This window comes from Cupriavidus sp. SW-Y-13 (assembly GCF_009793345.1).
GTDB lineage: Bacteria > Pseudomonadota > Gammaproteobacteria > Burkholderiales > Burkholderiaceae > Cupriavidus.
The window spans coordinates 907,168-923,296 of the sequence record NZ_WHLX01000002.1; the positions used below are offsets into that span (position 1 = coordinate 907,168).

Below are 16,129 nucleotides of genomic sequence, written 5' to 3' on the forward strand. Positions count from 1 at the left end.
GAGTCCTGCCTATGCAAGTGGTGCCACAGTAGCGCCACGAATGCCGTGATCACGCAGAGCCTTGGAGACGCGACCCGACGCCTTCATGTCTTCCACAAAACTGGCCAGGAAAGCCGCAGCCTTGACACCGCGCGATTTCGGCACGCCCATGGCCTGACGGATGACCATGAAGCGTTCGCCAAGTAGTCGCATGCCCGCCATGCCGACGATGTCGGCTTCGAGTTGTTGCTTTACCCCGGCAGCCACGTCGTAGTCGCCTTCCAGAAAGGTTTTCACCACGGTAGGGGAAGTGGGCGCGCGGACGATCTGTGCCTGTTTCAGCTCTCGCGTGAGGTACAGATCGTAGGCGCTGCCTTTGCCGACGACCACGCGAGTGCCGGCGCTGTCCACATCGGCATTGCTTTGCACCGGCGAATCCTCGCTCACAAGGTAGTAGCCTTCGATCAGCACGTAGGGCTCGGTGAATGCAATGCTCGCGCCACGCTTGGGATCGACCGCAAAGAATCCAACATCCGCATCCTCCGCCGCGACCACATCGACCGACTTGCCTGCGGCGTCTACCACCACCAGTTCCAGGGGGACATCGAGCTGGGCCGCCAGCGCTGTCGCGAGATCGACGGATACGCCGCCAGCCGAACCCTCGGCCGTGCGGTGGGCTAGTATTGGATTGCCAAGGTTGATGGAGGCGCGAAGCTTGCCAGTAGGAGCGAACGCTTGAATGATGTCTTGGTCGATGGTCATGAACGGCGGAATATCAATCGGGTTCTTCGGATTTCAGAATGCTGCGGATATTGGCCAGCGCGGCGAGTGTGTGGTCAAGATGGTCGCGCATGGCGGCGGAGGCGTCCGCGTTGCGGCCCTGTTCGAGCAGGTCCAGCAGATGCATATGCTGCCGGGCGTGTTCCTCATACCGTGTGCGTTCGCGCATCGAGCGATAGGACAGCAGACGGCGAACACGGTTGACGCGGCGGATCGTGTCGATAAAGAACGGATTGCCCGATCCCTCGACCAGTGATTCGTGGAAACGCACGCCACGGTCGTGCAACTGATCGGCCGTATCAGTCTGGATGCCACCATCCAGCAAATGCTGCTCGGCCGCACGCAGCCGCGCAATGACCTGTGTGTCGAGGCGGTAGCCTGGCTCCAGCAGTGCGGCCGGTTCCAGTGCCAAGCGCATGCGGTACGACTGCAACAGCGAGTCCGGCGTTGTCAGCATGGTGGAGAACGTCCAACCGTAACCAGGGTTGCGTTCGCCCCAGCCCTCCTGCGTGATACGAGTGAGGACGGCGTTGAGTTGCGTGGCGGTCAGTTCGTATCGTTGCCGGATCGTGAGTTCCGGGACTTCGGTCGGCAGCGAGCCGCTGAGCAGGTCTTCGGCGATCTGGAAATAGGCGTCGCCAACGATGTCCGGCTCGGTGATGCCGAGCTCCTGGGCGAGCAGGGCGGCTGGCTTCTCCAGCGACTGTGCCAGGAAGAAACCGCGATTTTTCTCGCGCCTGAGCAGACCTTTGTCGTGCAGGATCGCCAGCGCGTCGTTGACCGGCGTGCGCGAAACGCGGAGCTTGTCCGCGAGCATTTGCGCACGCAGATGCGCGCCGACCGGCAAGCGCTCGGTCTGGATGAACTCGACGATCTGCGTGGCGATGGATCTGTCCTGGGTCATGGTGTCGTACGGCTCAAGCGAATGTTGCGCCGGCATCATCATGAGGTGGCCAAGTCTTTCCCATGTTGCGCCAGCGTCTTGTGCAGAATCGAAGGGATTACGCCCCCGCGCCGCAACAGGTCGACTTCAAGCCGGGTTTCCACGGCGGCGGTAGCATCGAAGACTTCCACCGCGCCATGCTTGCGCACGATCCGCACAGGTATCGTGCAGCGCGGTGCCAGGGTGCCGGCGTCGGCATCGACATGGACGACGTCGCCGGGCTGGATGGCCAGCGTTTGCGGATTCACGCCGGCCGGCATGCGCAGGGGCAGGATACCCATGCCGATCAGGTTGGAGCGGTGGATGCGCTCGAAGCTTACCGCAATCACGGCCCGGATCCCCAGCAAACGCTGTCCCTTGGCCGCCCAGTCGCGCGAGGAGCCGGTGCCGTAGCGCTCCCCGGCGATCAGCACCACCGACTGACCTTCGTCGCGATACCGTTGCGCCACTTCGTGAATTGGCGCGACATCGCCACTCGGCACATGCACGGTATGGGCGGTGGGCACGCCCGGCGTCAGCATGTTGACGAGCGTCTTGTTGTAGAAGGCGGCGCGCATCATGACTTCCCAGTTGCCGCGCCGTGAGGCAAAAACATTGAGATCGTTGCGGTCGTCGCCACGGCTGACCAGGAAGTCAGCCACGAAGCTGTCTCTCGGAATGGCGCTAGCGGGGGAGATGTGGTCGGTGGTGATGTCGTCGCCGAGCACAAGGAGTGGCCAGGCGTCGTAACGCCCAAGCTGCGACCCCTGGTCGAGCGCGGCGAATGGTGGACGCCGCAGCGCGGTCGAGCGGGGATCCCATGGGTAGCGCGCGGTATCGGCCGAGGGCAGGGCGGCCCAGACCGGATTCTGCGATGCCACGGCAAAGGCGCGCCGATAGTCGGAAGGGTCTGCGGCCATGGCCAACGCTTCTTCCACCTCGGCGTGCGTCGGCCAGAGATCCTTAAGAAAGACCGGTGTGCCGTCCGGTGCGATCTGCACGGGCTCGCGGCTCAGGTCGCGCTCCGCATCGCCAGCCAGCGCAAAGGCCACCACGAGCGGCGGAGACATGATGAAACCGAGATTCAGATCGGGGTGAATGCGTCCGGGAAAGTTGCGGTTGCCTGACAGCATGGCGACGGGCCATACCGCACCGGCCTCGGCCGCATCACGAATGGCTGGCGTCAAGGGCCCGGAGTTGCCGATGCAAGTCGTGCAGCCGAAGCCGACGATATCGAAGCCGACGGACGACAGGTCGTCGGTCAGTCCGCAGCGCGCCAGATAGTCAGCGGCTGCAGGTGATCCGGGCGCAAGCGAGGTCTTGATCCACGACGCCACGGTCAGTCCGCGTGCCCGTGCCTTGCGCGCAACGATACCGGCGGCGATCAGCAGCGCCGGGTCCGACGTATTGGTGCAACTCGTGATGGCTGCAATGGCGACGGGGTAGCGCGGCATGCCACCCACATCCGACTTCGGCGTGAACGGGAACTTCGTGAGCGCGGCGGCTGTGTCGGCATAGGACAGCAAGTCCTGCGGGCGGCGCGGCCCGGCCACATGCATGCCGATGCTGGCGAGATCGATCTCAATGGTGCGCGTATAGCGGGGCGCGTTGTCCGGATCGAACCACAGGCCAGCGTGTTTCGCATAGTCGCCAGTCAGCGCCACCTGAGTTGCGCTGCGACCCGTGGCTCGCAGGTACGCCAGCGTCTGATCGTCAATTGGGAAGAAGCCCGTCGTGGCACCGTACTCGGGTGCCATGTTGGCGACCACCGATCGATCACCCGCCGTCAGCGTCGACACACCACGCCCAAAAAATTCCACGAATTCGCCAGACACGCCAATGGCGCGCAGCCGCTGCGTCACGGTCAGCGCCAGATCGGTGGCCAGTACGCCGGGCTGCAGCGCGCCGGTCAGATGCACGCCGATGACATCGGGAATCCGCTGCATGACCGGCATGCCGAACATCACGGTCTGCGCTTCCAGACCGCCGACGCCCCAGCCCAGCACGCCGATGCCGTTGATCATCGGCGTGTGGCTGTCCGTGCCGATCAGGGTGTCGGGCACCGCCCACAGCTCACCATCATGCTGCTGCGTGGTGACCACCGTGGCAAGTTGCTCGAGGTTGATCGTATGCATGATCCCGGTGCCCGGCGGATGGATGCGCACGCCCTTGAGTGCCTTCGATGCCCAGCGCAGAAAGCTGTAGCGCTCCGCATTGCGGGTCGCCTCGATCCGAAGATTCTCGTCCGCCGCGCCGGGCTGTGCGAACGCTTCGACGGCCAGCGAGTGATCGACCGAGGAATCCACGGGCAGCACCGGGTTCAGTGCATTCGGGTCCGCACCGGCTTCCGCCAGCGCGTCGCGCATGGCAGCGATATCGACCAGCGCCGGGGTGCTGGTGGTGTCGTGCATCAACACGCGGCCAGGCTGGAACGCGATCTCGGCTTCGCTTGTTCCGGTCTCCAGCCACGCCTCGATCGCCGCCATCGCTTCGGCGCGTTCTTTGCCCTCCATGTTGCGCGCCACGTTCTCGCATAGCAGTCGCAACACAACCGGCAACCGGGCCAGTGACCCATCGAGCATGTTTGGAAGGTCGACGTAGCGATATGTGATGTCGCCAGCGCGAAACTGGCCTTGCAGCGGAGTCATGGTGGGGCGGTAGGTGTTTTCCATGACTGTACTTTGCATTCGTTTACGTAAAAATGCAATCAAGTGGAAACCCGCATCGGCCACGTAAAACAAGGAGACAACCCGTGAACTCACCCATTTTGTGTCCCGAACTGCCGCCGGATTTCGGCCGACGTCGACTGCTCGGTGGGGCGATTGCCGCCACAGCCGTCTCCGCATTCGGCCTCACTGCCACCGCCGCAACGGCGGCATCGGGACATCCAGCCAAATCGAAAGGAATCAGCATGACCGCGAAGTACGCCTATGTCGGATCGAGAACCACCCGCGAACGCAACGCACGAGGCGACGGCATCAGCGTATTCCGCATCGACCCGCAAACCGGCGCATTGCAACTGACGCAACTGGTCAAGGATCTGGTCAACCCGTCGTTCCTGGCGCTCAGTGCCAATGGCGAACGGCTCTACACGGTGCATGGCGATCTCAGCGACATCAGCGCCTTTGCGGTCGACAAAGGCACCGGCAAGCTCGAATTCATCAACCGCCAGAGCACGCAGGGCAAGAACCCCGTTCACCTGGCGATCGATCCCACCGGCAAGTACATCGTTGTGTCGAACCACATCGGCGCGAGCCTGGCCGTGCTGCCATTGCAGGCGGACGGTTCGCTCGGCGAGTTGACGCAGCTTGTGAAACTGGACGGTCCCCTAGGCCCGCATCGCGTGGAGCAGAAGCAGGCCAAGCCCCACTTCAACCCGTTCGATCCGACTGGCAACTTCGTGGTGGTGCCAGACAAGGGCCTGGACCGCACGTTCACGTTCCGGTTCGCGGAGGGCAAGCTTGTTCCGGCCGCGACCGAATTCGTGCAGGCCCGCGAAACGTCGGGGCCGCGCCATATCGCCTTCCATCCCAACGGCAAGCTTGGCTACGTGGTCAACGAACTCGATTCGACGGTCACGACCTATGCCTATGACGGGGCGACAGGAGCATTGAAGCCGCTCCAGATCGTGTCGACGCTGCCGGAGACATTCACCGGTAACAGCCGCGCTTCGGAGATCGAGGTCGATCCGACTGGGCGCTTCGTCTACGCCTCCAATCGCGGCTACGACAGCATCGCCGTGTTCCAGATCGATCCGGCAAGCGGACACCTTCGCTTTGTCGAGGCAGCCGCCTCGCAGGGCAAGACACCGCGCTTCTTCGCCACGGCGCCAGGCGGCCGTCATATGTACGTGCTCAACGAGGACAGCGATTCCATCGTCGCCATGCAGATCGACCAGGCCACGGGGCGGCTCAAGCCCACCGGCTTCAGCGTGCAGTCCGGCAGCCCGGTGTGCATGGTTTTCTCCGCCTGACCAGCATAGACAGGTAGTACACGATGCAGCAATCCAACGCCCGCCCCGATGTCGATGAACGCGCTACGGTCAGAAAGATCACGTGGCGCATCATCCCGTTCGTTTTCGTCCTCTACATCATCTCGTATCTGGATCGCGCCAACATTGGCTACGCGGCGCTCCAGATGAACAAGGAGTTGGCCCTGTCCAGCGAAGCCTTTGGTTTCGTGTCGGGCATCTTCTTCATCGGCTATTTCCTGTTCGAAGTGCCGAGCAACGTGATGCTGAACCGCTTCGGCGCGCGGCGCTGGATCGCACGAATCCTGGTGTCGTGGGGTGTCATTGCCGTGGCGAGCGCCTTCGTGCAGACCGCGGAACAGCTCTATGTGCTGCGCTTTTTGCTCGGCGTGGCGGAAGCCGGGTTCTTCCCCGGCATCATCGTCTACCTGACGTACTGGTTCCGCGCAAAGGAACTGGCGACCACGGTGGCGCTGTTCACTGCGGCCATCCCCGTCTCATACATCATCGGCGCGCCATTGAGCACATGGATCATGGACAACGTGCACTGGCTGCAATGGAGCGGCTGGCGCTGGATGCTGCTGCTTGAAGGCGCACCGGCCGTCATTGGTGGCGTGCTGTGCTACCTGTATCTGACCGATCGGCCTGCCGATGCACGATGGTTGTCGGACGCAGAGAAACAGTGGATTGCTGACGAACTGGAGCGAGACCGCAAGGCGCGTCCCCAGGCCGAACATCTCGGCACGCTGAAAGTCATGCAGAGTCCGAAGGTGCTGTACCTCGCCTTCATCTACTTCGTCTACCAGTGCGGCAGCCTCGGCGTGGGCTACTGGATGCCTCAGATCATTGCAGGCTTTTCGTCGTCGCTCACGCATACACAGGTCGGCATGATTGCCATGGCGCCCTACCTGTTCGCCACGATCGTGATGATCCTCTGGTCGCGTAGTTCCGACCGGCGCAATGAGCGGCGCCTCCATTCGGCGCTGCCGCTGGCGGTGGCTGCCGTGTCGCTGATTGGTGCAGGCGTGGTGGGCAACCCCTATGCCGCGATCGGACTGATCAGCCTGAGCCTGGCGGGGCTCTATGCGTTCAAGTCGCCGTTCTGGGCGCTGCCCACGCTGTTCCTGAGTCGTTCCACGGCTGCAGTCTCGATTGCAGTCATCAATTCGATCGGTAATCTCGGTGGTTTTGCGGGGCCGTTTGCCATCGGTTACATCAAGGGTCAGAGCCACAGCGCGTCGACCGGACTGCTGTTCCTGGCTGGCCTGCTGGTCATCGCTTTCCTGATGACGTTCTTCATTCGCGTGGCGGAACACCGCGCGAACTCATTCACGGCCGAACCGGCGCATCGTCGCCGATAGTCGCGTTCCGATTCCCAGCGCAGTGATCTGGTGCCCGTTTGCACGGGCGCCGGGCGGCGCACACCCATAAGAAACAGCAAGGAGGAGACAGATGAAGAGAACAGGCTTGCTTGCAGCATCGCTTGTCAGCGGCGCGGCCTGCGCGCAGTCGGGGGTCACGCTTTACGGCGTTGCCGATGTCGGGGTGGAGTACGTCAATCACGTGCGCTCCGCCAACGGGAGTAACTCCGTGGTGCGCATGCAGCCAGGCAATCAGTCCGGCTCGCGCTTTGGCATTCGCGTCGTGGAAGATCTCGGCGCCAACTGGCGCGCCATTGCACGACTGGAGAACGGCACGAATCTCGACACCGGCACGCTCGCAAATGGCACGGGCAGCACGCAGCGACTGTTTGGACGCAGTGCATATGTCGGCATCGAAAGTCCATACGGCGCCGTGACACTGGGCCGGCAGGACGCCCCGATCTACGATTTCGCCAAGACTTACGATCTGCTCGGAGTGTCGGCGCGGTACTCCATTACGTCGATGGACCCGGTGTTTGCGCAGCGCATCGACAACTCGGCCAAGTACTTCGGGCAGTTCGGCGGACTGACCGTCGAAACCAGCTACAGCACTGGCTGGGATGCAGGCTATGGGGGCGAAGTACCCGGAGCGCCGAGGGCAGGGCGGCAGATCGGCGGCCAGCTTGGCTACACATCCGGCAAATCCGGCGTGGCGGTGGTCTACGACCAGACGCAGGGTTCGACGGTGGCGTCGCAAGACTGGGCGAACAAGAACCTGGCGATCGGCGCGACCACCGCTTTTGGCGCCGCCAAGTTCGTTGCAGGTTACCGATGGAACCGCTCGCAGTATGGCGGGGCGAACGGCGCCACGATGCTGACCTCGACGCAGCGCACGGACATGTACTGGCTGCAGGGCAGCTACAACTTCACGTCCGCCTTCTCGCTGACGGGCGGCGCGTTCTACACCAACAACCGCAATAACGCCCAGGACCCCTGGCTCTTCATCGCGCTGGCCGACTACGCCCTGTCCAAGCGCACCGACATCTATTTCACCGCCGCATACGCACGTAACCGTAGCGGTTCCACGCTCGCGGTCGGATCGGGCAACACGGTACAGCCGGGCCAGAACCAGACCGGCGTGCTGCTCGGCATGCGCCACAAATTCTAAGTATCCAGGAGGATGACAACCATGAAACGCAATCGATTTGTCTCGACGTTCCGCTTCATTTCCATGGCATGCATCGCCGTGGCCTCCGGTGCCGCCGTGGCACAGGCGGGAAACTACCCATCTCGGCCCATCACCATCGTCGTTCCGTTCTCGGCTGGCGGCGGCGTCGATGCGATGGCGCGCGTGCTCGCCGAGAAGCTGCGCACGACATTGGGCCAATCCGTTGTCATCGAGAACAAAGGTGGCGGGAGCGGAATGATCGGCGCACAGGCCGTGGTCAAGGCACAGCCCGATGGCTATACGCTGTTGATGGGATCGGCTGGCGAGACAGCTATCAATCCGTACGTGTTCAAGAACCGTATGCAATATGCACCGCAGACCGACCTGTTGCCGATCAGTCTAGTGGTCAAGGTGCCGAACGTGGTGGTGGTCAATCCCTCGCTGCCATACAAGACGGTGGATGAACTGGTGGCCTATGCGAAGGCGAATCCCGGCAAGGTGCGCTACGGTACGAGCGGCGTCGGCAATCCGCAGCATCTGTCTGGAGAACTGATGGCACGCCAAGCCGGCGTCCAACTCACACACGTGCCGTATCGCGGCGCGTCCAATCAGTTACTCGATGTGATTGGCGGCAATATCGAAATGACCTTCGTCAGCCTCGCCGGTGCGCGTCAGTTCATCAAGGACGGCAAGGTCAGGGCGATCGGCATCACGTCGCAAGGCAAGAGCGTGCTGGCGCCAGACATCCCGGCGATCTCGGATTCGACGAGCCTGAAGGGGTATTCGCTGGAGAACTGGTTCGGCCTGTTCGCGCCGAAAGGCACACCCGCGCCGGTCATTGCCCGACTGAACGGGGCCGTTGTAGAGGCGCTCAAGGATCCGGGCCTGTCCACACGCCTGAAGGAACTGGGCGGCAATCCGACGCCCATGTCGCCCGATCAGTTCGCAGCATTCATCAAGCAGGATGCAGCGAAGTTCGCGAAGATCGTTGAGGACGCGAAGATTACGCCGGAGAACTAAGCGGCGGCTCACTTGACACCCGATGCCCTCGCGTGGTCAACCGTTGGCATCGGGAAAACCATTATTTGACGGCCTATCAAAAAATCCGTAACTTTAATTGTGTGGATGTCAATTTCCGCGGGAAAATAGACCGCGGTGCAGGACAGCACATCGACGGCCTGTTGTGCCGCGATCCAAGACAATTACGGAGGAGCAATGAAACGAAGCCTGGCTATCGCCGGTGCGCTACTGGCCACCGGCGCGACCGCGCACGCCCAGTCGTCTGTCACGCTGTATGGCGTGGCCGATGCAGGGATCGAGTATCTCAACCACGTCCCGAACGCCGCGCGGCAATCTTCGAGCCTGGTCCGCATGACGTCAGGCAACATTGCTGGCAGCCGCTGGGGCATGCGGGGTGTGGAGGATCTCGGGGGAGGGCTGAAGGGCATCTTCCTGCTGGAAGGCGGCATGGTGCTCGATAGCGGACAGGCGGCGCAGGGTGGGCGACTGTTTGGGCGTCGCGCCTACGTGGGGCTCGACACACCATACGGGCAGGTCACGATGGGACGCCACCACAACCTGACGTTCGATCTAATCATTCCGTTCGATCCGATGTACTTCGCGCCGAAGTACTCCTCGTATTCCCACGATACATGGCTGGCCGGTCGCACCGACAACGCGGTGAAGTACACGGGCAAATTCGGGGGGCTGACGGCTGCAGCGCTCTACAGTTTCGGTGTCGACTCGACCGTGACCAATGGCGCCGAAGTGCCGGGGAACAGCAGGGTGGGCCGCGAGATGAGTGCGGGCTTCTCGTACAGCATGGGGAATATCCGCTTTGGCGGCGTCTACGATCAGTTGAACGGACGCTCGGCAGCCACGGCGGGCGATACAGAGCGTCGCTACGTGGCATCCATCGCAGGCGACTTCGGGCCTGTCACGGCTTACGTCGGATACCGGCGCCTGGTCAGCCAGTTGATCACCTCGATGACGCGGACGGACCTGTTCTGGCTTGGTGCGAACTACAACTTCAGTCCGGCGTTTGCGTTGACCGGCGCGGTGTACAAGACCAACGACCGCACCTCGTCCAAGGATCCGATGTCAATTGTCCTGTCCGCGGACTACCGATTCTCGAAGCGCACCGATGTCTATCTGACAGGTTCCTTTACCCAGAACCGTGGGGGATCCGCGCTGAGTGCAAATGGCTACGACGGCTCGGTGATTGCCGGGGCCAACCAGTTTGGTGCCGTCGTCGGCCTGCGGCATAACTTCTGATCCGTGTCGACTGGACGCGCCGGCTGGGTCGCGTCTTCCGGTGTGCCGTAACCGCGGCACACCGCTTTTTTTTCGAACACCTTCCGCGCTCATCACCGATTTATTTGACAGCATATCAAATAAACACTAGATTATTGAGACGGTCGCATTTACGAAGGAGACAGCGTGACTGAACAAGACAAGCCGCAGGTGACGGCGGGAATGCGGGGCGCCTCCTGGGACGCCCGATTGATGAACCGGCCGTACCAGATGGTGCCTTATGCGCTGGGCACGGCGGACGGGCAGCGCACGCTGGGTTTCCTGTTCAGCGTGACGGGCAAGGAGAAGACCGTCGTCTCGCTGATGCACCCGCGCGAGATGGCGATCACGCATTACCTTGTGCCGTTCGTGCTCGATGCAGGCTGCGCCTGCTGGGTGCAAGGTCCGCGCTCCATCGGCAACGATCTGAGGCTGGAGCATGAGACTGCGCTGTTCGACGTCGCGGCTGGCATGACGCATCTGCGCGACCTGGGCTACGAGAAAATCGTCCTGCTCGGCAATTCAGGCGGCGCCGGTCTCTACACGTTCTACAACCAGCAAGCGCTGACACCGCGCGAGCTGCGCATCGCTCGCACACCGGGAGGCCGCCCGACCCATCTCGGCGAACTGCATATGCCCGAAGTCGATGCCTTCATCCTGGTGTCGCCGCATCCGGGGCAAGGCAAGCTGCTAATGAGCGGCATCGATCCTTCGGTCGTCGATGAAGACGATCCGATGCAGACCAACCAAACGCTCGATCCGTTCTCGAAAGCCAACGGATTTGATGTCGAAGCAGGCAAGGGTCGCTACGAACCCGCGTTCATTGAACGCTATCGCGCTGGCCAGACCGAGCGCGTGGCGCGCATCGATGCGCGGGCCCGCAAGATGCTGATGGCCAAGCAGGAAGCGCGACAGGCGGTCAAAGCGGGAGCCGCGTCGGATGCAGACCGTCGCACCGCGGCCCACGCGCCAATCTTCGAGGTCTGGCGTACCGACGCCGACCTGCGTTCGTGGGATATCTCCCTCGATCCGTCCGACCGCAAGACCGGCTCACTGTGGGGCAAGGACCCGTTCGTCTCGAATTGGGGAAGCGTGGGATTCGGCCGCGTCGTGACGCCCGAGTCGTGGCTCTCGACCTGGTCGGGACTGTCATCGAATGCGGCGCTCGACAAGACGATCGGTGCCCTGCATCAGCCCACGCTGCTGCTCGAATACACGGGAGATCAGTGCACGTTCCCCGCCGATATCCGCGCGATCTACGACCAGATCCCGGCCGAGCACAAGCGCCATCTGCGCGTGCGTGGCAATCACCATGGCATGGCGCTGAGCCGAGAGGAAGAACCCGGACAACGCGTGGCAGGCAAACACATCGTCGAATGGCTGCGTGAGACCATGGTCTGAGCCCGTAGCATCGCCCCCAATACAAATACAGAGACACAGAGGTAGACAACAATGTTGCAACCCACCCAAGTGCGCCCGTCGGTGTTGCTCGACGGCGTGCGCTATCCCGAGGAAGATCGTCTGCGCCGCTACGTGGCGGATGGCTTTCTGACAGAAGAAACACTCGTTGGCGCTTTCCGCCAGTCCTTTCAGGATCACGGCGACCGTCTGGCGCTGGTCGGCCCGGAAGGCGAGTACACCTATCGGGAACTGGACGAGCAGACCGACCGGCTGGGCGCCGCGTTGCTCGCGCTTGGACTCAAGCCGCTGGACCGTGCCATCTTTCAGTGCGGCAACAGCAACGAACTGCTGTTCGCGTTTTTCGGTTGCCTGAAAGCTGGAATCGTCCCGCTATGTTCGTTACAGGCGTTCCGAAAGCTCGAAGTCGGGTATCTCGGCAATCTCTGCGAGGCGCGGCTGCATTTTGTGCAAGGTGACGACCCGAAGTTCGACGATGTCGCCTTCGCCGAGGAAATGCAGGCCGAGGTGCCGACGCTGCAATACATCCTCCAGGCCCGTGGCGAGCGACGCGGCAGCGCAGTGCTGCTGGCCGACCTGATCCGCGACATGCCACTGGAACGTGCACGGCAGTTACTTGCCGAAGTCAGCCACGAGCCATTCCAGGCTGCGGTGTTCCAGTTGTCGGGTGGTACGACGGGCGTACCGAAGATCATCCCGCGCTTTCAGAACGAGTACCTGTACAACATGCGCGCGGTGGCTGCATGCAACGGGTACGGCCCCGACGACGCATTGTTCTTCCCCACGCCGTACATGCACAACCTCAACATGGGCTGCTTCTTCGGGCCGTTCCTGTTGAGCGGCGCCAAAGTCACGGTAGCGCCGGACATCGGCGAAGACACGCTGCAAGCGTTGGTCCGCGACTATGAGCCGACCTGGTTCGGCGTGGCCGGCCCGATCCTGAACCGTATCGCGCCCGAACTGCTGCGTGGCACGGCCGCAGACAAGGCACGCCGCAATTTCATCGCACCCAAGAATGCGGCCAACCTGGCGCGCCTGACCGGATCGCCCACGCACCACATCTTCGGCATGACCGAGGGCGTGATCATGTTCACGCGTCCGGACGACCCTGCCGAGATTCGCGAGCAGTCCATCGGGTATCCGGTCTCCGCTGGCGACGAGGTTTTCATCGTCCATCCCGGGACAGAAGACCCTGTCGGGGATGGGGAGATTGGCGAGGCACTGTTCCGCGGCCCGTACACGATCCGCGGCTACTACAAGTCCGAAAAGGAAGATGTGACGCGCTTCACTCCCGATGGCTTCTACCGGTCAGGGGATCTGATGTCCTCCCAGGTGGTGGACGGCAAGCGGTATTTCTTCTTCCGTGGCCGCATCAAGGATGTGGTCGATCGCGGTGGAGAAAAAATCAATGCGGAGGAACTGGAGAACGTCATCAACCAGCATCCCGCAATCCTGGCTTCTGCCGTCGTTGGCATGCCCGACAAGGTCTATGGAGAACGGGTGTGTGCGTTCGTGCTGCTGAAGCCTGCGGCGTCGGGCTCGGGCCTCACGCTGGCCGAGCTGACCCAGTACCTGCAGGAAGCCGGTCTCGCCAAATTCAAATGGCCCGAACGGCTCGAAGTCATCCCAGAGTTTCCGCTGACCGCGTCGGGAAAGCTCAGCAAGGTGCTGCTGCGCGATCGCATCGTCGAGATGCTTCGCGCCGAAGCCGACAAAGTCATTGCTCAACAGGCAAAGTGAAGAAGGAAGAGACATGAACACATCCACTCAAGCCGCCGTTCCGGTCGTCGAATTGCATGGTGTCCATCACACCGCCCGCCCGACCTGGAAGCTGACCGAGACCGTACACTTCTATCGCGATCTGCTCGGCCTGCCACTGGTACATGCCATTTCCGCAAAAGGCTGGGGACCGGACAACCACGCGGATTTCCTGCACTTTTTCTTCGATAGCGGAAACGGCAGCACGATCGCCTTCTTCTACTACATCGGCACGGAGCGGCCGGAATGGCTGACGGTGCGCGAGCACTACCAGGACCGCGCCACGCACACCGCATGGCGCGTGCGTGACGAAGCCGAGTTGCTGCAATGGCGCCAACGCGTCGAGGCGGTCGGCATTCCACTGCGCTATCAGATTCGCCACGAAGTCATCGAGTCGATCTACTTCAACGACCCCAACGGCTATCCGATCGAAATCACCTGGCAGGTCCGGCCCTTCAACGATGCGGACCGGGAGGACGCTGCGTTCACGATCGATTCGGCGATCGAGCTGGAGCGGGCACGCGATGAGGGTGCTGCATTCACGTCGATCGAACCGGTCTGGCAGCGCAAGGCGGAGCGCATCGAGCGCGCCATGCCGGACGGCGACAAGGCGTCGGTCTACGTGCTCGACGTCCCCGAGTTCGCGCCGCTGATCGACGTGGCTCGCAAGACCGAGGGCTATCACGCGGTCGAACTCGGCAACGGCTACGTACGGATCGATGGCAATCCCGGCCTGCAGTTCCGCCGCAAGGAGCTCGGCTTCAAGCCTGCAGTCTGGTACGGCGCGCTGACGGGTGGCCTGGCCGGCAACATTCGCCAGTTCGACATGGACGCGCTGGTCGTCGCTCCGGGGAGCGCGCAATGAAGGTAGCCATTATTGGCGGTGGCCCGTCCGGGTTGTTCCTGTCGATTCTGCTCAAGGAGCGGATGTCGAGTGTCGACATTGACGTTTTCGAACAGAACCCGGAAGACGCGACGTTTGGCTTCGGCGTGGTGCTGGCAGATACTGGATTGTCGAACCTGCGGTCTGCGTCACCGACCGTGGTCGATCGCCTGGCGAAGGTGATGCGATTCAATGATCAACATTCGATCGTCAGCCACGAGCATCCCATCGTAATGAAAAAGCCCGGAGCAGGGGGCGGCGCCATTCCGCGCATCAGTCTGCTGTCCGTACTGCAGGAACGTGCCAAGGAGCTTGGGGTACGCGTGACGTACAACAAGCGCATCGCCGACTTCGACAGTCTCGACGCCGATCTCGTGGTGGGCGCAGACGGCATTGGTTCGCAAGTGCGGACGGCGAGCGAAGCAGCCTTCGGCACGACGCGTCGCACGTTGACGAACCACTTCGCATGGTTCGGTGTAGCCAAGCCGTTCGCAAGTCCGGCACTGGTGTTCCGCAAGCATGCGGGCGGCTACTTCGTGGCGCATTACTACCCGTACTCCGATGCGATGAGTACCTTCGTGGCCGAATGCGACCATCAGACCTGGCTCGATTTCGGTATGGAGGAGATGAGCGCGGAAGCACGGCAGGCGCTGTTCGAGAAGGTATTCGCGCCAGAATTGGCCGGACACGGACTGGTATCCAACAACTCGATCTGGCGCCAGTTTCCGGTCATCCTCAATGCCAACTGGCATGTCGGCAAGCAGGTATTGATCGGTGATGCCCTGACCAGCGCGCACTTCTCGATCGGCTCGGGGACACGCATTGCGATGGAGGACGCCATGGCATTGGCAGACGCCATCGTCGCGCATCCGGAAAGCGTACCGGCTGCATTGGCACAGTACGAGGCCGTACGCAAGCCCGAGAAGGCCAAGCTGATCAGCGCCTCGGAGGCTTCGTACAACTGGTACGAGCGCATCCGCGAATGGATGGACCTGCCTACGCCGTACGAGTTCGTGTTCCGCTTCATGACGCGCACTGGTCGCATCGACATCGAACGTATGCGCGCGCAGTTTCCCGCGCTGATGGCCGAGCTTGCTGCGGGTGGTGTCAAGGCGGTGGCCGCGGAAGGGCAGTCATGATTCGCGCCACCGAGTATGTGCTGAGCGAAAGCCCGTTCGTCGTCAGGCGGACGGTGCGATGGGGAGACTGTGACCCAGCCGGCGTCGTGTACACGGGCCGCTTCACGGACTATCTGCTGGGTGCGGTGGGCCTCTATACAACGCATATGGCGGGTGGCGATGGCAGGCTTGGCGAGAGCCATGGTGTCGGCACGCCGTGCAAGGCGATGCGCTTCGAGTTTATCGGGACGCTGTGGCCGGACGACGTGATCGACATCACGTGCACGGTGGAAGCCATCCGTACGCGTTCCTTCGACATTCGGTGCGTGGCCCGCCGACCCGACGGTGCACCAGTGTTCGACGCGATGTTTTCGCCGATCTGTGTGCGGCTGGACAAGCGCGAAGGCACACCCATCCCCGATTCGCTGCGTGCAGTGCTCGATCGCTATCTGTCGCCAGCCCTCTGAACGTTTCTGGAA

The 16,129-nt window shown here is 62.3% G+C and carries 13 protein-coding genes; 10 read left to right on the top strand and 3 right to left on the bottom strand.

The annotated features are described in order from the left end of the window. Window positions 1-9 precede the first annotated feature (9 nt). Genes GA566_RS19790 through acnA form a run of 3 tightly spaced genes read right to left on the bottom strand, consistent with a single transcriptional unit; the run spans window position 10 to window position 4,353 of the window. The gene (locus GA566_RS19790) at window positions 10-741 is read right to left on the bottom strand and encodes an ABC transporter substrate-binding protein (protein ID WP_160473788.1); all 732 of its coding nucleotides are present in this window, start codon (window positions 739-741) and stop codon (window positions 10-12) included. 13 nt (window positions 742-754) lie between these two features. Then, on the bottom strand, window positions 755-1,663 hold the full coding sequence (locus GA566_RS19795; RefSeq protein WP_160473789.1) for a GntR family transcriptional regulator: 909 nt from the start codon (window positions 1,661-1,663) through the stop codon (window positions 755-757). 38 nt (window positions 1,664-1,701) lie between these two features. Further along, window positions 1,702-4,353, bottom strand: a complete 2,652-nt coding sequence (gene acnA, locus GA566_RS19800) for an aconitate hydratase AcnA (protein WP_160473790.1) — start codon at window positions 4,351-4,353, stop codon at window positions 1,702-1,704. Between the two features lie 239 nt (window positions 4,354-4,592). Between acnA and GA566_RS19805 the strand changes: the two genes are divergently transcribed. The 10 genes from GA566_RS19805 (at window position 4,593) to GA566_RS19850 (ending at window position 16,117) form a co-directional block, all read left to right on the top strand. Continuing rightward, on the top strand, window positions 4,593-5,654 hold the full coding sequence (locus GA566_RS19805) for a lactonase family protein (RefSeq protein WP_237380774.1): 1,062 nt from the start codon (window positions 4,593-4,595) through the stop codon (window positions 5,652-5,654). Between the two features lie 23 nt (window positions 5,655-5,677). Beyond that, window positions 5,678-7,012 (top strand): MFS transporter, encoded by a 1,335-nt coding sequence (locus tag GA566_RS19810; RefSeq protein ID WP_160473792.1) that lies wholly within the window; start codon window positions 5,678-5,680, stop codon window positions 7,010-7,012. A 91-nt stretch (window positions 7,013-7,103) separates the two neighbouring features. Then, window positions 7,104-8,180 carry a porin gene (locus GA566_RS19815; RefSeq protein ID WP_160473793.1) on the top strand — a complete coding sequence of 359 codons (1,077 nt, stop codon included), beginning with the start codon at window positions 7,104-7,106 and terminating at the stop codon, window positions 8,178-8,180. Between the two features lie 21 nt (window positions 8,181-8,201). Next, on the top strand, window positions 8,202-9,200 hold the full coding sequence (locus tag GA566_RS19820; RefSeq protein ID WP_237380511.1) for a tripartite tricarboxylate transporter substrate binding protein: 999 nt from the start codon (window positions 8,202-8,204) through the stop codon (window positions 9,198-9,200). Between the two features lie 195 nt (window positions 9,201-9,395). Then, a complete protein-coding gene (locus GA566_RS19825) occupies window positions 9,396-10,454 on the top strand; it encodes a porin (protein WP_160473794.1) in 1,059 nt (352 codons plus the stop codon). Window positions 10,455-10,685: 231 nt separating this feature from the next. Further along, window positions 10,686-11,873 carry an alpha/beta hydrolase gene (locus GA566_RS19830; RefSeq protein WP_160474675.1) on the top strand — a complete coding sequence of 396 codons (1,188 nt, stop codon included), beginning with the start codon at window positions 10,686-10,688 and terminating at the stop codon, window positions 11,871-11,873. 51 nt (window positions 11,874-11,924) lie between these two features. Continuing rightward, a complete protein-coding gene (locus GA566_RS19835; protein WP_160473795.1) occupies window positions 11,925-13,631 on the top strand; it encodes an AMP-binding protein in 1,707 nt (568 codons plus the stop codon). A gap of 13 nt (window positions 13,632-13,644) precedes the next feature. Further along, entirely contained in the window at window positions 13,645-14,514 is an 870-nt protein-coding gene (locus GA566_RS19840; protein ID WP_160473796.1) for a VOC family protein, read from the top strand. Continuing rightward, a complete protein-coding gene (locus GA566_RS19845; RefSeq protein ID WP_160473797.1) occupies window positions 14,511-15,671 on the top strand; it encodes an FAD-dependent monooxygenase in 1,161 nt (386 codons plus the stop codon). The genes GA566_RS19840 and GA566_RS19845 overlap by 4 nt, the downstream gene beginning before the upstream one ends. After that, entirely contained in the window at window positions 15,668-16,117 is a 450-nt protein-coding gene (locus GA566_RS19850; protein ID WP_160473798.1) for a thioesterase family protein, read from the top strand. Before GA566_RS19845 ends, GA566_RS19850 begins: the two co-directional genes overlap by 4 nt. The last annotated feature ends 12 nt before the right edge of the window (window positions 16,118-16,129 follow it).